This window comes from Nocardioides pinisoli (genome assembly GCF_024199985.1).
In the GTDB taxonomy this organism is placed as follows: Bacteria; Actinomycetota; Actinomycetes; order Propionibacteriales; family Nocardioidaceae; genus Nocardioides; species Nocardioides pinisoli.
On the sequence record NZ_JANARS010000002.1, the window covers coordinates 209,462 to 229,129 of the forward strand.

General features: G+C 69.0%; 19 protein-coding genes and 1 riboswitch. Of the genes, 7 read left to right on the plus strand and 12 right to left on the minus strand.

All coding sequences use genetic code 11. The annotated features are described in order from the left end of the window. Window position 1 precedes the first annotated feature (1 nt). Entirely contained in the window at window positions 2-625 is a 624-nt protein-coding gene (locus NCI01_RS05000) for a YgjV family protein (protein ID WP_254180377.1), read from the minus strand. Next, window positions 622-2,175, minus strand: coding sequence for a DUF2142 domain-containing protein (locus NCI01_RS05005; RefSeq protein WP_302181609.1), 1,554 nt, complete (start codon window positions 2,173-2,175; stop codon window positions 622-624). Before NCI01_RS05005 ends, NCI01_RS05000 begins: the two co-directional genes overlap by 4 nt. Before the next feature lie 97 nt (window positions 2,176-2,272). Here NCI01_RS05005 and NCI01_RS05010 point away from each other — a divergent pair, with 97 nt between their 5' ends. Next, entirely contained in the window at window positions 2,273-2,551 is a 279-nt protein-coding gene (locus tag NCI01_RS05010; RefSeq protein ID WP_254180379.1) for an Lrp/AsnC family transcriptional regulator, read from the plus strand. Between the two features lie 3 nt (window positions 2,552-2,554). Here the strand turns inward: NCI01_RS05010 and NCI01_RS05015 are convergent, their stop codons facing one another. Next, window positions 2,555-4,345, minus strand: a complete 1,791-nt coding sequence (locus NCI01_RS05015; protein WP_254180380.1) for a DEDD exonuclease domain-containing protein — start codon at window positions 4,343-4,345, stop codon at window positions 2,555-2,557. 101 nt (window positions 4,346-4,446) lie between these two features. Here NCI01_RS05015 and NCI01_RS05020 point away from each other — a divergent pair, with 101 nt between their 5' ends. The 6 genes from NCI01_RS05020 (at window position 4,447) to NCI01_RS05045 (ending at window position 10,161) form a co-directional block, all read left to right on the plus strand. Next, on the plus strand, window positions 4,447-4,722 hold the full coding sequence (locus tag NCI01_RS05020) for a hypothetical protein (RefSeq protein ID WP_254180381.1): 276 nt from the start codon (window positions 4,447-4,449) through the stop codon (window positions 4,720-4,722). A gap of 10 nt (window positions 4,723-4,732) precedes the next feature. Further along, entirely contained in the window at window positions 4,733-5,971 is a 1,239-nt protein-coding gene (locus tag NCI01_RS05025; RefSeq protein ID WP_254180382.1) for an NYN domain-containing protein, read from the plus strand. Beyond that, on the plus strand, window positions 5,968-7,341 hold the full coding sequence (locus NCI01_RS05030; protein ID WP_254180383.1) for a hypothetical protein: 1,374 nt from the start codon (window positions 5,968-5,970) through the stop codon (window positions 7,339-7,341). Before NCI01_RS05025 ends, NCI01_RS05030 begins: the two co-directional genes overlap by 4 nt. A gap of 63 nt (window positions 7,342-7,404) precedes the next feature. After that, window positions 7,405-7,611, plus strand: a complete 207-nt coding sequence (locus tag NCI01_RS05035; protein WP_191196838.1) for a hypothetical protein — start codon at window positions 7,405-7,407, stop codon at window positions 7,609-7,611. Window positions 7,612-7,747: 136 nt separating this feature from the next. After that, window positions 7,748-7,883: riboswitch (cyclic di-AMP (ydaO/yuaA leader) on the plus strand. Window positions 7,884-7,982: 99 nt separating this feature from the next. Beyond that, window positions 7,983-8,909, plus strand: a complete 927-nt coding sequence (locus NCI01_RS22580; protein ID WP_254180384.1) for a C40 family peptidase — start codon at window positions 7,983-7,985, stop codon at window positions 8,907-8,909. Window positions 8,910-8,970: 61 nt separating this feature from the next. Then, on the plus strand, window positions 8,971-10,161 hold the full coding sequence (locus NCI01_RS05045; protein WP_254180385.1) for a hypothetical protein: 1,191 nt from the start codon (window positions 8,971-8,973) through the stop codon (window positions 10,159-10,161). Between the two features lie 109 nt (window positions 10,162-10,270). Here the strand turns inward: NCI01_RS05045 and NCI01_RS05050 are convergent, their stop codons facing one another. The 9 genes from NCI01_RS05050 to cpaB all read right to left on the minus strand — a co-directional run bounded on the left by NCI01_RS05050 (window position 10,271) and on the right by cpaB (window position 19,483). Beyond that, window positions 10,271-10,432: a Flp family type IVb pilin gene (locus NCI01_RS05050; protein ID WP_254180386.1), complete on the minus strand. Its 162-nt coding sequence runs from the start codon at window positions 10,430-10,432 to the stop codon at window positions 10,271-10,273. Window positions 10,433-10,503: 71 nt separating this feature from the next. Next, entirely contained in the window at window positions 10,504-10,680 is a 177-nt protein-coding gene (locus tag NCI01_RS05055) for a Flp family type IVb pilin (RefSeq protein ID WP_254180387.1), read from the minus strand. Window positions 10,681-10,985: 305 nt separating this feature from the next. Beyond that, window positions 10,986-11,633: a response regulator transcription factor gene (locus NCI01_RS05060; RefSeq protein WP_254180388.1), complete on the minus strand. Its 648-nt coding sequence runs from the start codon at window positions 11,631-11,633 to the stop codon at window positions 10,986-10,988. Beyond that, window positions 11,608-13,188: a sensor histidine kinase gene (locus tag NCI01_RS05065; protein ID WP_254180389.1), complete on the minus strand. Its 1,581-nt coding sequence runs from the start codon at window positions 13,186-13,188 to the stop codon at window positions 11,608-11,610. Before NCI01_RS05065 ends, NCI01_RS05060 begins: the two co-directional genes overlap by 26 nt. Before the next feature lie 10 nt (window positions 13,189-13,198). After that, a complete protein-coding gene (locus NCI01_RS05070; RefSeq protein WP_254180390.1) occupies window positions 13,199-14,125 on the minus strand; it encodes a type II secretion system F family protein in 927 nt (308 codons plus the stop codon). Window position 14,126: 1 nt separating this feature from the next. Continuing rightward, the gene (locus NCI01_RS05075) at window positions 14,127-16,013 is read right to left on the minus strand and encodes a type II secretion system F family protein (protein ID WP_254180391.1); all 1,887 of its coding nucleotides are present in this window, start codon (window positions 16,011-16,013) and stop codon (window positions 14,127-14,129) included. After that, window positions 16,010-17,434, minus strand: a complete 1,425-nt coding sequence (locus NCI01_RS05080) for a TadA family conjugal transfer-associated ATPase (RefSeq protein WP_254180392.1) — start codon at window positions 17,432-17,434, stop codon at window positions 16,010-16,012. The genes NCI01_RS05075 and NCI01_RS05080 overlap by 4 nt, the downstream gene beginning before the upstream one ends. Before the next feature lies 1 nt (window position 17,435). Then, the gene (locus NCI01_RS05085) at window positions 17,436-18,650 is read right to left on the minus strand and encodes a CpaE/TadZ family protein (RefSeq protein ID WP_254180393.1); all 1,215 of its coding nucleotides are present in this window, start codon (window positions 18,648-18,650) and stop codon (window positions 17,436-17,438) included. 47 nt (window positions 18,651-18,697) lie between these two features. Continuing rightward, a complete protein-coding gene (gene cpaB, locus NCI01_RS05090) occupies window positions 18,698-19,483 on the minus strand; it encodes a Flp pilus assembly protein CpaB (protein ID WP_254180394.1) in 786 nt (261 codons plus the stop codon). Between the last annotated feature and the right edge of the window lie 185 nt (window positions 19,484-19,668).

A 19,668-nucleotide genomic window follows, 5' to 3' on the forward strand; every position in this document is an offset into this window, starting at 1 on the left:
GTCAGAGCTCGAGGACGTACGACTCGCCCTCGCGCCGGAAGCCCAACCGGTCGTAGTAGGCGCCGACCATCCCGGGCGGCGTCACCACGCGGCGGATCCCGCGATCGGCCAGGAGCCCGCTCTTGCGCCAGACGAACTCGCCGGGGGAGAAGTCGCGGAAGCGCGGCGTGACGTAGTCGAGCAGGACGTCGGCCGTGTCGCCGTCCTTGCGAAGGAGCACGACGCCAACGGTCTCGTCGCCTTTTTGCACCAGGAAGGCGTCCTGGTCGTCCGACGGGTCGTGGACGAAGGTGGGGTTGAACTTGAGGATGTCGGCCCCATGCACACGCAGCGTGTGACGGAGGTACTCGTCGGCGGGACCGACCTCTAGGACCTCGAAGGCGGTCTCGTCGTGGCGGTCCCGCAGCAGCCGGACGATGAACCACACGTTGATGGCGACGAGGACGAGGTTCATGCCGACCATGGGCCAGACCTCGAGCGCCGCGTTGAAGACGATGAGGATCAGGCACGCGATCGCGTTGAGCACGCGCAGCCGGAGGACGCTCGCCTGGAGGAGGGAATAGACGAGCAGCGCGCTGCCGCCCCATCCGAGGACGTCGAGCCAGTGGTCAGCGAGCCAGGTCACGGCGGGACAGTACTGCTGTCCTGATCCCTGGACCACGCGGCGGGCCGGCGTCTTGCGTCGGACATTGTCGAGGCGTGCGATGATTCCCACATCATCCACCAGCCAAGTGGCGCCAGGATACCGGCGCAAACTGCCAGGGCGGGGCCTGAGTCTGTGGCGACGGCCAAGCACGTGGCGCCGAGTCCCATCGCCAACCCAGTGGCGACCTCTTGAGCCGCGGCCCACTTGAAGTCCCGTGGACCAGGTGTCTGTCTGACACTTGCCGCGATGAGCGGTACAGCGAACAGTAGGGGCAGCTCGTATCTTCCCTGCCACGCATAGCCGTGCACCTCGTACGTCAGTATCGTCACGGCGATAGGAATGATCACGCCCACCGTCGTCACGGCAGCCATCGTGAGTCGTTCGCGACCTTCGGCCCGTTGCAGAGATCGCGCGAGGAACACCGCGAACACGACGAACCACAATCCGTAGACGATGAACCACAAGAAGTTGAACCGATACGGCATGGTGCCCACCAATTGGATGATCCACACCACCCCGTGAGCGATCGCCGGGATGTCCTTCGTGCTCTCGGCCAGCGGGTCACCTCCCCCGCGCGTGGGGTCGTTAGGACGTACAGCGGCGATCCATGAGAGAGCGAACAGGATCGTCGCGACGAGAATAGCTAGGGCGGCGGGCGACTTCACGAGGTTTCGCCCTAGACTCAGCACGTGCCTTCGTCCGCGCAACAGCGCGAGGCTCGCCACGGCGCACGTCAGCCAGAACAGGCCAAGGGTGTGTGTCACTGACATTGTCGCCCCCGCGACACAGATCGCCCACGCGTTGTGGCGGTGGTCATCTGTTGTCAGCAGCGCGACCCACAGGAGTAGGGCGGAGGCCATGTGCACGCCGTTGGGCGCAGCCACCGTGGAGGCATAGATAACGGCTGGAGTGAGGCACAGCATCACCCCACACTGTGAGCTGCGGTGTGGTGCCCGGATCGTGCTGTTCAAGATGACTGCCCACGTAATGAGCAGCGCACAGATGACTGCGCCGATCGCTCTGATGCCCCACACCGTTGCGGCTCCATCGAGCAGCCACGACGCCGGGGCGACGACGACGTACCAGACAGGATTGGACAGCGCAGCAGTGGTGTTCATGAGTTCGGTCGACGAGTGCTCGCTCTCTTCCGAAGGCGAAGCCTCGACCGGTTCGCAGGCAGCAAGATCGAAGCCGTCGTGGAGCAGCAGGCACACGTCGCGTTGAACTTCAACTATGTCGCCTTCTACCGGGACCGCAGCCGAGAGGAACTCACCCGTCGAGATGCCCGACGCCTTCTTCACGTGCTCGATCTCATCGGCCCCACGCAGCATCGGCAGTGCGATAGCCCAACCAAGTTGGAGCAGTAGCACGCCGGCTAGGACTGAAGCGAAGGCTCGGGGGCTGACGGACCGGGAGATGGTCACGCATTCACGAGCGATCGTTTGTGGCTGCACGACTCTTCTTTCGATCTTGCTGCTTGTACGTTTGGGAACGGACGCCAGGCGGCAAGGTAAGCATGAACTCGTCATGGCTGTCAGACGTTCGCATCAGCTCGCACCAGGGAAGAACGCTAAGGGCTTGTCCGCGGACATGGGGCCGCCCCGAAGAGGCAGATACGGTGGAACCATGATCACCGCCATCGTGTTCGTGAAGGCCGACGTCGCACGCATCCCCGAGGTCGCGGAGGAGATCGCGTCGCTCGAGGGAGTCAGCGAGGTCTACTCGGTGACCGGACAGATCGACCTCATCGCCCTGGTGCGGGTCCGACAGCACGAGGACGTCGCCGCGGTGGTCGCGGACCGGCTCAACAAGGTCGAAGGCGTCAGCGAGACCGAGACCCACATCGCGTTCCGCACCTACTCCAAGCATGACCTCGAGTCGGCTTTCAGCATCGGGCTCGACTGACGATCAACGCACCGGTCGGTGCACCGGCGACGGCAGGCGCTGCTCGTCGAAGGGCACAAGCGAGAGGCGGGACTGGTTGGCCGCGTCGTAGAGAGCCAGGTGTCGGGCCGCGCCGCCGAGCGGGCAGATCCATTCACCGTCGACGTCCACGAGTCGCACGCCCGGTGACTCCAACCAGCGCAGGATCTTCTCGGTCTCCTCGGCCGTGGCGGCCGGCACCGGTCCCGGTGCTCCGTGGACCGTCTCCGCGCTCGCGGTGAGCTCGCGGACGTACTGATGGGCGTCGGCACCGGGCGGGATGACGCCGGCCGCGGCGAGACGGCCGTGGCGTACGACGTGCACCGCCCAGCGACCGTCGTCCTCCCGCCGCGCTGCGACGATCTCGGGGCAGCGGGTCAGCGCCGACAGTCGCTGGGTGCGGGCCGCGGCACGGACGAAGGTCGCGAGCCGGTCGCGGTGGACGCCCGCCTCCTCGAAGCGCTCACGCTCGGCCAGGGCGGTCATCCGCTGGTTGATCGCCTCCACGACCTCCTGCGGGCTGCGCAGCAGCGTGTCGCGCAGCTGGCGCACGATCGCCGCGTAGGTCGAGGCGTCGGTGGAGCCGTCGCAGGGGGACAGGCAGCGACCCATCTCGGCCAGCACGCAGGCCGACCGCGAGGGAGTGAGCGGCAGTCGTCCGCTGCACTGCCGGACGGGGAAGGTCTCGTGGAGCGCGGCCAGGCACTTCTCGGCCGTCTTCTTCGAGGAGAACGGTCCGAGGTAGTCGGCGTCGTCGTCGAGCACCTTGCGCACGAGGGAGAGGCGCGGCCACGCCTCACGCGTCAGCTTGAGGAAGTGGACCTTCTCGGGGAACCGCGACCGGCGGTTGTACTTCGGCTTGTGCTCGGCGATCAGCCGCAGCTCACGCACCTCGGCCTCGAGCGGTGTCGCGCACTCGATCCCGGTCACGGACTCGGCCAGACCGACCATCTCGCCCATCCGCGTGCGAGTCTCCGACGAGGTGAAGTAGGTGCGGACCCGCGTGCGGAGGTCCCTCGACGTCCCCACGTAGAGGACGCGCGACCGGTCGTCGCGGAAGAGGTAGACGCCGGGGGAGTGGGGCAGCCCCTCGGCGAGGTGGCGCTTGCGCCGCTGGGCCGTGCTGACCCGCGCCGAGAACGTCTGGAGCTCCTCGAGGGTGTGGACGCCCAGCCCGCCGAGGCGCTCCATCAGCCCGTGCAGCACGTCCACCGTGGCCCTGGCGTCGGAGAGGGCGCGGTGGTTGGGCGTCGTGGTCGAGCCGAAGACCTTGGCCAGCGACGACAGCTTGCAGTTGGGGGCGTCGTCGCGGGTGATCACCCGCCGGGCGAGCTTGGCCGTGTCGAGCACCTCGAACTTCGGCCACGGCCGCCCCTGCTGGCGCGCGAAGTGCTGGAGGAAGCCGACGTCGAACGGCGCGTTGTGCGCGACGAGGACACAGCCCTCCGCAAAGTCGAGGAACGCCGGCAGCGCGGACTCGATCGGCGGGGCGTCGTGGACCATCGAGTTGCTGATGCCCGTGAGCACCGCGATGAACGTGGGGATCTCGGTGTGCGGGTTGACCAGCGTCTGGAACTCGCCCAGCACCTCGCCGCCGCGAACCTTCACGGCCCCGATCTCCGTGATCATCGACCCGGCTGCGGCGGAACCGCCGGTGGTCTCGAGGTCGACCACGCAGAAGGTGAGCTCACGCAGCGGCCGCCCCAGCTCGTCGAAGCTGCGCTGCGCCTCCCAGCGGGACCTGTCCCGCGTCGGACGGTGGGCGGTGGTGCTCATGTCCGCCGACGCTAGACGTGGGATCCGACATCGACGCCGAGGCGCGCGGACTACGCTGACCGCGCCTCCACGCAGAGGCGACCGACGACCGAGGAGACCACGTGCCCGAGCAGACCAGCGCACTCCGCGTTCCCGGCGACGGCGAGCGGTGGCGTTGCGCAGGCTGCGGCAACCTCACCCGCTTCGACGTCACCCGCACCCGTCGTACGACGGAGTACTGGCACTTCGACCTCGCCGGCGACCACCAGGTCGAGGAGGAGACCGTGCGATCCGAGGCGGTCGAGTCGGTCTCCTGCCGCTGGTGCGGCCGGAGCGACGCCATCGAGGTCGTGGACCGCGCGTCGGCCGACACGTCCGCAGACCCGGCTGCCGGGTGACGGACGGACCGTGACCGACCCCGCCGCCCTGCCGGAGCGGCTCCGCCTGAGGGTGGTGGCGCTGGTCTCGGCAGTCCTGCCGTCCATCAGCCCCGTTCCGCCTGCGTTGCGCAAGGTCGCGGGCTTCGCGCCCGCCCGCCGTGCCCGGCTCGGGGGCGGGGCGATCTGGGCAGCGCTCGGCGACGACGCGTTCCGCGAGCACGCGGCCGTCCAGGTCGCGGCCGTCGAGGCGTCGGTGGACGATCCGGTCGACGCCGCTGCCCGCGCCTGGCTCGTCAGGGACGAGGGCTGGGAGACCCTCGTCGAAGGAGTCGTCGACTCGCTCGCCGAGGAGGAGGCCCGCGACGAGCATGCGCACGTCGAGCATGCGCGCCTGACCGCGCAGGTGGCCGCGCTGCAGGCCGAGCTCGCCGGCCTGCGTGCCGAGCACCGCAAGGAGCTCGAGCGCGCCAAGGCCGACCACAAGGTGCTGCGGCAGCGGCTGGGCGAGGCGCGGAGCGTCCTGCGCGCCGCGGAAGAGGCGCGCGACGCCGCGATCGCCGCCCGGGACGAGGCGGTCGCGACGGCGGAGGCCTCGACGCGCACCGCGGAGGCAGATGTACGACGCCTGCGAGCGCAGCTCGAGGAGGCCGAGTCCAGCGCGGCGGCCAGTCGTCGCGACACCCGCTCGGAGCGCGACGCCGCAAGCATCCGGGCCCGGCTGCTCCTCGATGCGGTGGTCGACGCCGCGACGGGACTCCGGCGCGAGCTCGCCCTCCCCGCCGTGAGCGGCAATCCGGGTGACGCCGTGGAGTCGGCTCTGGCCGGCGTCGATGCGGCACCTGCCTCCAGCGCGCCGGCCTCGCCGGCTCTGCTCGAGCAGACCCTCGCCCTGCCACGTGCCCGTCTTGTAATCGACGGCTACAACGTCACCAAGCAGCGGTGGCCGAGCGCCAGCCTCGAGGCCCAGCGGAGCCGCCTGGTCGCTGCGCTGGGTCCTCTGGTCGCGAGGACGGGGGCGGAGACAACCGTTGTGTTCGACGCAGCGGAGTCCACGGTGCGTACGGCGATGCCCGCCCCGCGTGGCGTCCGTGTGGTCTTCAGCCCGGAGGGGGTCATCGCCGACGACGTCATCCGTCAGCTCGTCGCGGTGGAGCCCCGCGGGCGTGTGGTCGTCGTGGTGACCGGCGACCAGGCGGTCGCGCGCGACGTGGCACGGGAAGGTGCGCGGGTGGTGCCCAGCGCGGCGCTCGAGGGCCTCATCGGATGAGCACGCTCGTGGCGTCTCGCGTCGACACGTCGTGGCGCTGGACCGTCGCCTCGATGGTCCTGGTCACCGCGTTCTTCGGGCTGTTCGTGCGCGTCGGTGGTGACTGGGACTGGTTGGTGGCGATGGGTGACGTCATCCGGGTCACCATGCGGGTGCCCGAGGGGGTGCCGTTCGCCGCCAGTGACACGTCCGGCTGGCACAACGTTCCCGTGCTCGCCCAGCTCGTTGCCTCCATCGTCCACGACCTGGGCGCGAGGGCCACGGTGCTCGCGCACATGGTGGTCGTCGCCGTCACGCTCCTGGTGCTGGCTCGCGCGGCTCGGTCTCGGGGTGCCAGCGACCACTACACCGCGACCGCACTCGTGCTGCTGGGAGCAGGGGCGCTGGCCACTTTCGGCATCGTCCGGGCCCAGACCCTGTCCATGGTGCCGTTCGCCCTGCTGGTGGCCCTCGTCTCGAGCCAGGCTCGATGCCCGGACCGCCGTATCTGGTGGGCGGTCCCGCTCGTGGCGCTGTGGGGCAACCTCCACGGAGCTGCCCTGCTGGGCGTGTGCGTGCTCGGCGCCTACCTGGTCGTGGACCGCATCCGCTCGGACCCCGGGTTGAGCGTCGCGGTCGGTGCGTGCAGCCTCCTCGCGTTGTGCGCGACACCTCAGTTCTGGCAAACACCGCTCTACTACGCCGAGGTGTTCGACAACGTCTCCGCCCAGCGTGGGACGGGCCTCTGGGCCCGACCGAGCGTGGACATGCCCTTCGACGTGGTCATGGTCGTGTCCGCGGTGGCACTGGGCCTGGTCTGGGTGCGTTCGCGACGGCAGCCCTGGGAGTACGTCGCGGTGCTCGGCCTGTGTCTGGCGACTGCGAGCGCTGCGCGCCACGGCACCTGGTTGCTCATGCTGCTCGTCGTGCTCGCCGGCGGCGCGGTCACCTCGGGGCGGGCGGATCACGAGCAGCGCGGTCTGCCGTCGCTGAGGGAGGCTGCGCTCGTCGTGGGGATCGCGCTGGCATTTGCCCTGCCCGTCGTCGTCATGCGCGGCGACGCGGTGCTGGGGGCGCCCCCGGAGGTCGTGGACGCCGTTGCCGCCACAGCCGGCGACCGCGTCGTGCTGGCGCCGGCGCCCTTGTCGGAGTCCTTGGCGGTCGCGGGGGTGACCCTGTGGGCGGGCAACCCGCTCGACGCCTTCAGCCATCCGGTCCAGGGTGCCTACCTCGACTTCCTGGACGGAGCCGACGGTGCAGCGGCCGCCATCGCGGGATCGGACGTGGTCGTGGTGGAGGAGGGTTCGGCGCAGGCCGAGCTGATGGCAGGAGATCCGGCGTTCGTCCCGCGCCAGTGCACGGAGTCGTGGATCTGCTACGTCAGAGGGTGACGGCCGGAGCCGGTTCGACACGCCCGAGGTGCGTTGTCGGTGGCTCCTGTCACCGTTCGGGACATGACGACACGGATCGACTGCGACACCTGCGTGGTGCGCGGGTTGCACTGCCACGACTGCGTGGTGACGGTGCTCCTCGGCCCACCCCCCGAGCTGACCATCGACGACGACGAGATGGCCGCGCTCGACGTGCTGGCCTCAGGAGGGCTGGTCCCACCGCTGCGGCTCGTGGAGCCGGTGGCCGGTCCGGTCATCGAGTCGGCCTGACGGGACGGACACGACTTCATCGGATTGGGCCAAAGATTGGCGACGACTCTGTCGTCGGTCTAGGGTGTGGGCTGACGTCCGTGGCAGTGGGTCACCCGGCCCGCGCGGGCGTCGCGCCGAGTCGTGGACCACACCCCCGCATCACCCGTGGTCCACGAGCCGGGGAACCACACTTCCCCCTGGGGTGAATCCTCTGTGAGGCGCGCTGCGCGAGCGGCGCGAGGAGCAGAGGTAGGCCGGTCGTGGCCGAACCCGTCAGCTCACCTGGTAGGCGTACGACACCCCGAGGAGTTCCCCCGCTCGTGGCTCACCCCCGCAAGCGAGTTGGTGCGACCGTTCTTGGTCTCTCCGCGATCGCTGCCATCGCTTTCGTGCCCGCGACACCTGCGCAGGCCGACCCCGACATCCAGGACGTCAAAGCCCGTGTCGACCGCCTCTACCACGAGGCCGAGGCGGCGCAGGAGCGCCTCCACGACGCCAGGCTCGACCTCGCCGACCTGCGTCGTGACCTCAACGGCCTGAAGGCCGACCAGGAGCGCCAGGACGAGCGGCTCGACGACGTTCGCGACCAGGTCTCCGACGCCGTCGTCCGCCAGCTCGAGGGCGAGGGCATCTCGACCGTCGGTCAGATCGTCGTGTCCGAGGACCCGGGTGCCTTCCTCGACTCACTCTCCACGATGTCGTCCTTCAACGACCTCCAGGCCTCCTTGCTGTCCGACTACGACACCGAGCTCGCCGCCCTCGAGATCCGCCGTGAGGCCACCGGTGCCCGCACCAAGGAGATCGCGGAGCTCACCGACCAGCTGAGCACCGAGAAGGACACCGTCGACGACAAGCTCGCCGAGGCCAAGGACCTCCTCGCCGACCTCGAGGCCGAGGAGCGCGACCGCGTGCTCGCCTCGCGTGGCACGACGACCCGCCCGCCCGCCTCCGTCTCCGTCCCGGCATCCGGCCGCGCCGCCGCAGCCGTGCAGTACGCGATGGCCCAGGTCGGCGACGCCTACGTCTACGGCGCCATGGGCGAGAACGCCTTCGACTGCAGCGGCCTCACCATGCGCGCCTGGGCCCAGGCCGGCGTGTCGCTCCCGCACTCCTCCAGCGCCCAGTTCAGCTCCGGCCCGCGCATCGCGGCCAGCGACCTGCAGCCCGGCGACCTGGTCTTCTACTACAGCCCGATCAGCCACGTCGGCATGTACATCGGCAACGGCATGATCGTTCACGCCGCCAACCCCGGCACCGGCGTCGCCGTCTCCGGCCTCTACTCGATGCCCTACGTCGGCGCGGTCCGCCCTGGCTGACACGCACGGCTCGAAGGCCGGTCGTCCACTCCTGTGGGCGGCCGGCCTTTCGCTGTTGCTCGTGGCGGTCCTGGCGGCCGTCGTGGTCACGCGCGACGGACGTCGGGAGGTCGCGCCGAAGCCGCCCGCGGCGACGCCGCGTGCGAGTCCGGCGGAGGCCGCAGCCGCTCTGGCCGCGTTCGTCGACGCCGTCGCTGGGCGGGACCGGGACGCGCTGGAGGCGCTGTCGCCCGCTGGCATGCCGGCGTCGCAGGAACTGCTGTCAGGCATCGCGAGCAACGTGCGGGCACTCGCGCTCACTTCCGTCAGCGCGCGCTACGTCAACCAGGTGGGGACCGTCTCCGCAGACGGCTCGTGGACCGGCTCGGCGGAGCTCACGTGGCAGCTGGAGGGATTCGACGAGGAGCCCGCACGCAGCGACGTCGCGGTGCGCTTCGCCCCGGACGGCGACGGGCTCGCCATCGCGGGCTTCGAGGCGTCCGCAGGAGACGGCAGTCGGCTCCCGCTGTGGCTGCGCGGGCGGTTGTCCGTGGCGCGGACGGGCGACGTCCTGGTCATGGCTGACGGACCCACGAGCGTCGCAGAGGCCGCGGCGGCACGAGCCGTGCGGGGCATCGACGTCGTACGACGGGTGCTGCCGGACTGGAGGTCGCCCGTCGTGGTCGAGGTCCCCGCCAGCGCTGCAGAGCTCGACGAGACGCTCGGCGCCGAGCCCGGGACGTACGCCGGCATCGCCGCTGTGACGGCGCCTGCGGGAGACCCTGCCGATCTCGACGGCCCGGTGCACGTGTTCGTGAATCCTGCGGTGTCCGACGGGCTGCGGCGTGTCGGGGCGCAGGTCGTGATGAGCCATGAGCTGGTGCACGTTGCGACCGATGCCGTACGACGGCCGGTGGAGCCGTGGCTGCTGGAGGGCTTTGCCGACTACGTCGCCCTCCGCGACACCCGGCTGCCGGACCGCGTCACCCTGGGCCGCGCCATCGCAGCGGCGAGGCGCGACGGCGTCCCGGATGCACTGCCGACGGCAGCGGATTTCGATACCCGCGGGCGCGACCTGCAGGCCCGCTACGAGGAGGCCTGGCTGGCCTGCCGGATCATCTCGGAGCGGCTGGGGGAGCAGCGGCTGGTGCAACTCCACCGCGAGGTGGTTGCCGCCGGGAGTGCACCGGCTTTGGCACTGGGGACGACCACGTTGACCGAGCCCGCGCTGGTGCGGGCCTGGCAGGAGCGACTGGGGGACCTGGTCCGATGACGCTGCCGGGGCGAGGCGCGACCTGACGGGGGAGACCCTCGACGAGTCATGGACGCGGCTGAGGGCGACCGGTCATGCGGTCGCCCTCAAGAAGGTCGGGTGGTGCTGGTCACGGCCCCAGGACACCGGCGGGGATCGTGAAGAGCTTCCCCACGCTGATGCCGAAGGCGGTGACGCCGGCGATGATCGCGAGGGCGACGAAGGTGACCATCAGGGCGTACTCGACGGCCGTGGCGCCGCGGTCGTCGGACTCACGGGGCGAGACGCTCATGGGCGTTCCTCTCGACTGGTGGGAATGGCGAAGGGGCCGACGTCATCGGACGCCGGCCCCTTCCACGGCTATCAGAGCCGGGTGGCGATGTCGGTGAAGAGGGCGCCGAGCTTGCCGCCCAGGGTCGTGACCATGGCGATGATCGCAACGGCGATCAAGGCGACCATGAGGCCGTACTCGACGGCGGTGGCACCCTTTTCGCCGCGCTTGGCGAGCATGAGGTTCAGGAAGTTCTCGATGAGCTGCATTGTGTGTTCCCCTTGGTCGGAAGATGTGGTGTGCAATTGTCCGAGCCCCCTCGGACCCGACAAGAGAAGTCTTCATCAGCGGCGCGGTCCGTGGATCGGGTGATCGGCCGCGGATCGGTAGTCCCTTGTGACTATTCCGTGAAGCCTCCCGGGACCAGGTTGTGTAGCACTTCGGGTTGCTGTCTCCCCAACACCCGCACGTCTGTGGAGTCACGCGTTAGACGATCCGCGGCGGTCGCTAATGCGTGGACGGAAGACCTCTGTGTGACGTGTCGCGCGAAGGGGCCGCCGGGACGGCGCGGTGCTCAGAAGCGCTGCGGGGCGAGGTGGTCGAGCATGCCCATCCGCATCGCGGTGACCAGTGCCTGGGCGCGGTTGGCCGCCCCCAGCTTCTGGTAGATGTGCGTGATGTGGGTCTTCGCTGTCGACTCGCTCATGTAGAGCCGACCGGCGATCTCGCCCGTGCCCAGGCCGTCCGCGAGTAGGGCGAGGACCTCCTCCTCCCTTGCGGACAACCGTGGCGTGCTGGGAGCGGCTGCCCGACGCATCATCGCAGCGCTCAGGCCGGTGCACAGAAACGTGCGCGGAGCAACGGCAGCGTGCCTGGCGGCACTGAGCACCTCGGAGGCCTTGCTGTCCTTACCCACAAAAGCAGACGCACCGGCTTCCATGGCTGCGAAGATGTGATCGTCACCGGCGTGCATCGTGAGAACGACCAGCCCGGTCGTGTCGCTCTGCGCGCGAATCGCGCGCACGACGTCGAGACCGTGGCCGTCGGGGAGTTGGAGGTCGGTAACCACAACATCGGGTCGCAGACTCTCGTAGGCGGCAACACCGTCGTTGACGCTGCCGGCTTGGCCAACAACAGTTGTGGCGCCGTCGCGCTCGAAGGCGCGGGCTAGACCCTGACGGATCAGCTCGTGGTCGTCAACGAGCAGGATTGTGGTGTTCACGGCGACTGGTCCCTTCGGAGGCGGCGTGCGGTCGGGACAGGAGACATACGACGGTGCCGCCGCCGGGCCGGGGAGTGACGGCGAGCTGGGCACCGATGCCGTCGGCTCTCTCCTGCATTGTCTGAAGTCCCCAGTGGCGCTCGCGTGGGACGGCGTTTCCGATGCCGTCGTCGGCTACCTCTAGGCGCAAGCTCGAGCCGTCGGACACGTAGCTGACCCAGAGGTTCGCGGCTCTGGCATGGCGCCGGACATTGCCGATGGCCTCCTGCGCCACGCGGAGGACCTCGGACTGTGTACGGGCGGGGAGCTGCGGGCCGGTGCTGTCGAGGACGAGGTGCACCCGCAAGTCAGTGTCGCTGCTGACCGCCTGGGCGTACTCCGCGAGCGCACCGGACAGCTCGAGGTCGCCGACCTGGTGGCGCAGGTCGAAGATCGAGTGGCGCAGCTCGGTGACGACGCGGCTGATCTCCTTGCGGAGCGAGACGGCGAGGGCGCGCGTCTCGGCGTCGGGCGAGACCGACTCGATCTCGTCGACGACGTAGCCCAGGGCGACGATCTCTTGCGCGACGCCGTCGTGCATCTCACGGGCAATCCGATTGCGCTCCTCAGACGCGGCCATGAAGCGCACGTCGTCGAAGAGGACGGCGGTGTCGAGCCGTAGCGCGAACTCGGCGGCGATCGCAGTGGTTTCCGCGACGAGGTCCTCCGACCAGCTCGCCACCCCAGCCAGGACGACAACGCCGGTCCGTCCTCCTGCCCGGGTTAGGGGGATGACCACGATCCCTGGCACTCGGTCGTCGGGCGACGCGCCGATGTGGTCGAGCAGCCCCCGGGCATCTCCGTATGACGAGACCAGTGTCATCGTCCCCGAACTGCGTTGGACGAAGACAGCACACCGGTCGGCACCGGTGGCAGCCCGCAGCGACGCTCCCAGCTCGGATGCCAGCATGGAACTGTCGAGACCGATGGCGCCCTGCCTTGCCAGCCCGTGCAACTGCGCCATCAGGTGATGGGCTGCGACATAGGGGGCGATCCGGCTGCCGAGGTCGCGAGCCGACCGTGACTGCCAGCTCGCCAACAGGCCCGCGCCGAGACCGGTGAGCAGCCACGGGGCGACCGCTGCGAGCCGCGAGGCACGGTCCGGGTCGGACGAGGCGGAGAGGACCGCAATGCAGGTCACGGCGCCGATGAGCGCGGCGTTGAGGGTCGTGACGAACCCGTGCTGGACACCCGCCACGATCGTGGGCACCGCGACGTAGGCGATCAGGCTGCCGTGGGGAGGCGCGCTCGTCAGGATGAGCCCCACCAAGGCGGTCTCCGAGACGGGGATGAGCGGCACGCGGCGGTCGAGAGACCCCCACTCGAGGGCGGAGCAGGCGCCGGCGATGATCACCATCGCACCTAGCAGCGGGGCGGCCTCCTCGAGCTGGCCCTTGCTAAGAAGCGTGCCTGTCACGAGCGCCAGCGCGAAAACCCGGACCGCCGTCGTGACGCGCCAGCTGCGCACCGGCACAGGGCCAGCAGCCGTCGAATCGATCCCCGAGGAATGAAGCATGACTACTGTTCTACTCGCTGAAGGTCGTGGCGATCGAGACCCCGGCCGGGCCGAGGATCACGATGAAGATGCACGGGAGGATGAACAGCACCAACGGGATCATGATGCGGACGGGCACCTGCTGGGCCTTCTCCTCCGCCCGCTGGCGTCGTTTGGTCCGCATCTCGTGGCTTTGGATACGGAGCACCCGGGCGATCGGGATGCCGAGGCTGTCGGCCTGCACCATCGCACTGCAGAAGGATTTGAGGTCCCCCAGGGACGTGCGTTCGGCCATGAGTCGCATGGCGTCCACACGACCGACACCGAGCTGCATCTCCTGAAGTAGGCGCGCGAACTCCTGGTTGAGCGGGCCCTCGCCGTTCTTGGCCACTCGGCTCACCGCAGCGTCGAACCCGAGGCCGGCCTCCACCGAGACGGTCAAGAGATCCATCGCGTCGGGAAGAGCGTTCCGCATCTGCGTCTCGCGCTTCTGGCCCGCGTTGTAGAGAAGGACGTTGGGGAGCACGTAGCCGAACGCTGCCACGATGCCGGTGACCAGGACGACCCGGTAGAACGGCCAGTCTTGCCCCAGCAGGTAGACGAAGCCGAGAACGCCGAGAACGGCCAGACCTAGCACCTTCAGACCGATGATGCGGTTGACGTCCCAGGCCGGAGGGTTCCCGGCGATGTTGAGCCGGTACTGCAGCTTCTGGGCGGTGTCGGCCCGCACGAGGCGGCGGCCGAGGTTCACCAGCCGGTCACCGAGCGGGCCGAGGACCCGTTCGGCAAAGGGTTGCTCGATCTCGGACTTGAGTGCAGAAGGCGCGCTGTCTAATGCCTGGATCGCGGCGACGGATCGCGCGACCCCGCGGCGTTCTTGGTTGACGACGCCGATGACCGAAAGACCGAGGGTCAGGGCAGCGAACATCATCACGGCGCCCACCAACAGGAGCGACATCTCAGACCTCGACCTTCGCGAGCTTGAACATGAGGAACCCACCTATGGAGAGCAGCACGACGGCTGCGCCCAGCAGGATGAACCCGATGAGAGACGTGTAGAGAACACGGACGTACTCGTTGTTGGCGAAGTACATGTAGGCGAACAGCGCGGGAGGCATGCCGCCGAGGATGTAGCCGGACAACCGGCCCTCGGCACTCAGCGCTTTAACCTGGCGCCGCAGGTACTCACGCTCGCGCAGGGTGTCGGCCACGGTCGTGAGGATCTCTGCGAGGTTGCCGCCCACCTCGCGCTGGATGCGGATGGCCATCACGATCCACCCGAAGTCAGCGCTGTCCATCCGGTGGCCAACGCTCTCGAGCGCGTCGGTGATGTCGACGCCCAGACGCTGCTCGACGAGCGCCCGCCGAAGTTCGCCCGCCATCGGTTCGTTTCCCTCGCGAACGACGGTGTCGACGGCCTGGGGGAGGGACAGGCCGGCCTGGAGGCCGCCCGCCATCAGACCGAGCGTCTCGGCCAGCTGACCGTTGAAGCGGCTGAGGCGGCGCGAGTGCCGGAACCTGAGGTAGAGCCACGGCCCGACGACGCCCAACAGGAAACCGAGCACGGCGAGACCGGCGCCGCCGAGGACGAAGCAGCCGAGGGCGGCCCCGATGGCGGTCCCGGCGTGGAGCAACAGCCACTCGGCGGCGGTGAGGGCCGATCCGGCGCCAGCCAGACGCTGCGAGATCCGGGTCTCGAGGTCGGCGGTGACGACCTTGTCCGCCAGCGCGACCGCGGAGCCCTTGATGTCGGCCGCCGTGTCCGACTTGCGCTTGCCGGGCTTGCCCTCTCCGAAGTAGGCCTCGAGGCGCCGGTCGGCCGACGACCGGCCGGGCCCTGACAGGGCGATGCCGAGCACCCCGACGAAGCCGAGTGCCAGGGCCGCCGCTCCGAGCAGCATGCCGGGCGTGCCGACCAGCGATCTACCGGAGCTGACGAGGTCGGGGCCGGCCGCGGCCGCCCCGATGGAGATGAAGGCCGCGTCCTTGTAGGTCGACCCACCAGCGTCGACGCTGACAGTGAGGTTGACCTCCTCCGCAGCGTCCTGCGGTCGCTCAAAGCTCACGACGAGCTGCTGGGCGAGCGCGTCCGCCTGGGCCGAGAAGACATCCTCAAGCGCGCTCTGCCCGGCGGGGATGACCTGGCCGCCGGTGCCTTCGGCCAGGCTCGACATGGTCTCCGCGTTCTTAGGGTTGGCCAGGGAGACGACGTCGACGACGACACCTCGGTCGGTCGCGTCCTTCGCAACGACCTCCAGTGTCGTCGAACTGCTGGTGTCTCCACCGTCGGACAGGACCAGCAGCGAGCGCGACCCGTCGGCACCCATTTGGTCGAGCCCTGCTGCCATGGCGTCGTAGACAGCCGTTCCCTTGCGCAACGTGACGTCAGCCAGGGCTGCGCGCACGGCGTCGTGGTCGGTAGTCGGCTCGACGACCTCGCCCAGGTCGCCGGCGAAGGCCACGAGACCGATGCGCACGTCGGCGGGAGCCGAGGCGAGAAACGCGTCGACCGCGGCCGTGGCGGATGCGAACTTGTCGCGCTGCAGCATGCTGTTGCTGGCGTCGAGGACGAGGACGGTGGTGCGCTCGACGTCGCCGGCGGAGATGACCTTGGCCTTGGAGTCCACGGTACGTCCGTCAATGTCCACCTCGACCGACTTGGGGTCCGCCGTCGCGCCCGCGGGGACGCCGTCGACCGCCAGGACCAGGGACACGTCGCCGTCGACCGTCTCGACGTGATCGATGGTCACCTCGTCGACGGCGCTGGCCGGCATCGCAACCGACAGGACGAGAAGTCCGCCGGCGAGGAGGGCGGACGCCGCGCGGGCGGCGTGGGCGCGCCTCATCGCAGGGTCCCGCCGGTGGCGAAGACGGCGGGGTCGACGTGTACGCCGTGGTCGGTGAGGCGCTCGAGGAACCGCGGACGGAGGCCCATGGACTTCAGGCCGCCCTTGAACTTGCCGTTCTCGTCCAGACCGGCGGCGTAGTCGAAGAGGAACACGTCCTGCGTCGTGATGATGTCACCCTCCATGCCGACGATCTCGGTGATCGCCGTGATGCGACGGGTGCCGTCCTTGAGGCGGGTCTGCTGGATGATCAGGTCGACGGCGCTGGCCACCTGCTCGCGGATGGCCCGGACCGGCAGGTCCATGCCCGCCATGAGCACCATCGTCTCCAGGCGGGCGAGCGCGTCGCGTGGCGTGTTGGCGTGCAGGGTCGAGATCGAGCCGTCGTGACCGGTGTTCATCGCCTGAAGCATGTCGAGGGCCGCGGCATCGCGGATCTCGCCGACGACGACGCGGTCGGGCCGCATGCGCAGCGAGTTCTTGACGAGGTCGCGGATGGTGACCGCGCCCTTGCCCTCGATGTTCGCCGGGCGCGACTCGAGGCGGAGGACGTGGTCTTGGACGAGCCGGAGCTCGGCCGCGTCCTCGATCGTCACGATGCGTTCGTCGTCGGGGATGAAGGAGGACAGCACGTTGAGCGTCGTGGTCTTGCCGGCGCCGGTTCCGCCCGAGACGAGGATGTTGAGGCGACCCCGGACGCAGCCCTCCAGCAGGTTGGCCGCCGGACGCGTGAGCGTGCCGAAGCCGATGAGGTCCTCCACCGTGTACGGGTCCTCCGAGAACTTCCGGATGGTCAGCTTCGAGCCGTCCAGCGCGAGAGGAGGGATGATCGCGTTGACGCGGCTGCCGTCGGGCAGGCGTGCGTCACACATCGGGCTGGTCTCGTCGACGCGACGTCCGATCTTGCTGACGATCTTGTCGATAGTTCGTCGGAGGTGTGCCTCGTCCGTGAACGCGGTGTCGACCCTGACGAGCTTGCCGCTCCGCTCCACGTAGATGTCCTGGAAGGAGTTGACCATGACTTCGGACAGGCTCGGGTCGCGGAGCAGCGGCTCGATGGGACCGTAGCCGAGGATGTCGTCGGCGATCTCCTGGGAGACACGGGTGCGGTCAGCCGAGGACATGGGGATGTCGGCGTCAGCGATGGACGTCTGGAGGGCGAGGCGCACCTGCTGCTCCAGCTCGGACTGCGTCATGTGTGCGTCGTAGAGCTTGGGACCGAGCGTCTCGACGAGCCGCTGGTGCACGACGCGCTTGAGGTCCTGGAAGGGGTCACCCTTCGGTGCGGCGGTCTTGCGCTTCGGTCCGTTGCTGGCGGGAGCCGGCACGCTGCCACCACCGCTGGTGTCGCTCGGAGCAGGGGTGTCCATGGTCTCGGTGCTGCGACCCCGCGCTGCGGCCAGTCGGTCTGTCAGGCTCACGTCAGCCCCTCCTCAGGCGGAGCCGGGAGCCGCTCGACTTCCGGCTCGACGGATTGCTCTCGTCCTCACCGGCGGACTGGCCGGCGATGCTCGCGACGGACTTGGCGAAGGAGACGAGAGCCTTGCTGTTCTGGTGTCCGGGGTAGGCCCTGACGAGGGCCTCGCCGCGGTTGACTGCGGCAAGGACCTCGCGGCTCGACACGAGCGAGCAGTCGGCCTTCAGGTTCAGGGTCTTCTCGTACTCCTCGGAAGCTAGGCCGACCTTGCCGTCTGCCCGGTTGAGGACGAACTTCCACGTGGACTTCGGGAAGTTCAGCATCTCGAGGGTGCTCGTGGCGAGCTTGAGGGCCTTCAGCGATGGAATGTCCAGGGTGCCGACAAGGACGATGAGGTCCGACCGGTCGAGCGCGCACAACGCGTGGTCGTCGAAGACCCCGGAGGTGTCGACGACGACGAAGTCGACCATGCGGCGGAGCGCGTCCAGGAGTTTGCCGATGTCGTCCACGGACGCCTCGTCCGGGGAGTCCAGACGCACCGGGGCGGCGACGACGGACAGGTTGTCCGAGTGACGCGTCAGGATGGACCCGATGCCTTCGGCCTCGATCACACCGTTGAAGCCAGCGAGGTCGTTGATGGTGCGGTGCGGCGTGAGCTGCAGCATGATGGCGACGTCCCCGCTGTTGACGTCGAGGTCGACGAGGCACACGTTGTAACCCTGGTCGGCGAGTGCGACGCCCACGTTGGTCGCGACGAGGCTTTTCCCCACGCCGCCCTTGGTGGAGAAGACGGTGACGATCTTGCCGCGAGGTGCGTCCGCCTCGGCCTTGGCGTCCGCCGCGGCCTTGGCGACCTCCGCCGCGACCTCGGCGCGTGCCGTTTGAGCGGCAGCCTGCACCTCGTCGAGAAGGGTCTGTCCGATGGCGTTGGCCACGCTGCGCGCCCGCTGGACGGCCGTCGTGATGCCTGCCAGGTCTTTGGCTGCGACCACCTCGCGCATGCCGCTGCGCAGCGCCAGCGCCAGGGTGGTGCTGTCGATCTCGTTCCGCAGGAGGATGACGCCGAGGTCTGGTCGGTGCACGCGCGCCCACTGGGCCAGCTCCGCGGCCGCCTCGCCCGGCACGGAGGGACCGATGACGACGGCGAACTCGGTGTCGGCGGTTCGAATGTGCTGCTCGAGACCGTCCAGGTCGGCGAACGCCTGGGAGCCATGCAGCATCGCCTGCAGGATGGAACGCTGAGCGCCGTCGGGTTCGAGGACGGCGGTCACGATCGAGTCCCACCTGTGAAGAGCTCCGGGTAAAGGTCGGCGGGTCGAACTCCGGGACTGTCCGAAATCTTGGACTCATCAGTCAGGAGCGCGAAGGTGACATCCGAGTTGCGGTCGGCTTGGATCAGCTGTTCCGCTTCGTCTTGAGTGACTGCGAGCGTGAGAATGGTGCGGGCCACCTCCTCGGCAACTTGGCCACCATCCTCGGTCTTCGTGGTCCGCGACGTCACGCTCGTGGTGCCTACACCCAGCACGGGCACGCGCGTGAGCACAATGCGGGTGTAGTCGCCCAGCTTCTGCTCTTTGTCGTCGGGAAGGATCGCTGTCAGGTCCTGTGGCGTGGCAAAGATGGCGACCTCATTGCCCGGGTTGACGAAGCCGGCGACGCGCTCGAAGTCGGTGAGTTCGACGGAGACGGCCATCTTGCCGTCCGGGATGACGAGGCTCTCGGTGTCGCCCAGGCTGCCGAACTTTCTGGCGATGAGCTGCTCGCCGGGGTAGATCGTGCCGACAGCCACGAGGTCGGAGATGGAGGACGTCGAGGACAGGCTGCCGTCGACCAGGTCGGCGCGCCGGACTTCGGCCTTCTCGATCTTGCCGGCCTCTTGGGCGTCGGTCACTGATTCACCGGTGTCGATGGTCTCAGCGGCGACGAGCACCTCGACGAGCTCCTGTTCCTTCGTGGCACGAGCTTCGATGCCCTGCACGTAGAGCACGATCATGGCCGTTCCGGCGAGCGCGATGAGAATGGCGACGAGGAGAAGTACGGATCGGCGAGCCATGGTGCGGTCCTTCGCGAGTCATGGGAGCCCCACGGCAGGGTCCCGGGCGCGCAGGAGGATCCAGGGTCTCTGCGTGAACCGGGCCCCGGAGCCCTCCCAGCGGCATGAATCTAGGACCGATGCTGGGACGGCCGTGGGCTAAACCGACCAAACCACCCGAACGTAGCCCCGACGCCACCCAAACG

Bases quoted from the DNA above. Each gene is read 5' to 3' on its own strand.
- NCI01_RS05015 (WP_254180380.1), bottom strand. From the start codon at position 4,345: ATGAGCACCACCGCCCACCGTCCGACGCGGGACAGGTCCCGCTGGGAG.
- NCI01_RS05050 (WP_254180386.1), bottom strand. From the start codon at position 10,432: ATGAGCGTCTCGCCCCGTGAGTCCGACGACCGCGGCGCCACGGCCGTC.
- NCI01_RS05035 (WP_191196838.1), top strand. From the start codon at position 7,405: ATGACGACACGGATCGACTGCGACACCTGCGTGGTGCGCGGGTTGCAC.
- cpaB (WP_254180394.1), bottom strand. From the start codon at position 19,483: ATGGCTCGCCGATCCGTACTTCTCCTCGTCGCCATTCTCATCGCGCTC.
- NCI01_RS05065 (WP_254180389.1), bottom strand. From the start codon at position 13,188: ATGCTTCATTCCTCGGGGATCGATTCGACGGCTGCTGGCCCTGTGCCG.
- NCI01_RS05055 (WP_254180387.1), bottom strand. From the start codon at position 10,680: ATGCAGCTCATCGAGAACTTCCTGAACCTCATGCTCGCCAAGCGCGGC.
- NCI01_RS05005 (WP_302181609.1), bottom strand. From the start codon at position 2,175: ATGACGAGTTCATGCTTACCTTGCCGCCTGGCGTCCGTTCCCAAACGT.
- NCI01_RS05070 (WP_254180390.1), bottom strand. From the start codon at position 14,125: ATGTCGCTCCTGTTGGTGGGCGCCGTGATGATGTTCGCTGCCCTGACC.
- NCI01_RS05030 (WP_254180383.1), top strand. From the start codon at position 5,968: ATGAGCACGCTCGTGGCGTCTCGCGTCGACACGTCGTGGCGCTGGACC.
- NCI01_RS05085 (WP_254180393.1), bottom strand. From the start codon at position 18,650: ATGCTGCATGGCTCCCAGGCGTTCGCCGACCTGGACGGTCTCGAGCAG.
- NCI01_RS05010 (WP_254180379.1), top strand. From the start codon at position 2,273: ATGATCACCGCCATCGTGTTCGTGAAGGCCGACGTCGCACGCATCCCC.
- NCI01_RS05075 (WP_254180391.1), bottom strand. From the start codon at position 16,013: ATGAGGCGCGCCCACGCCGCCCGCGCGGCGTCCGCCCTCCTCGCCGGC.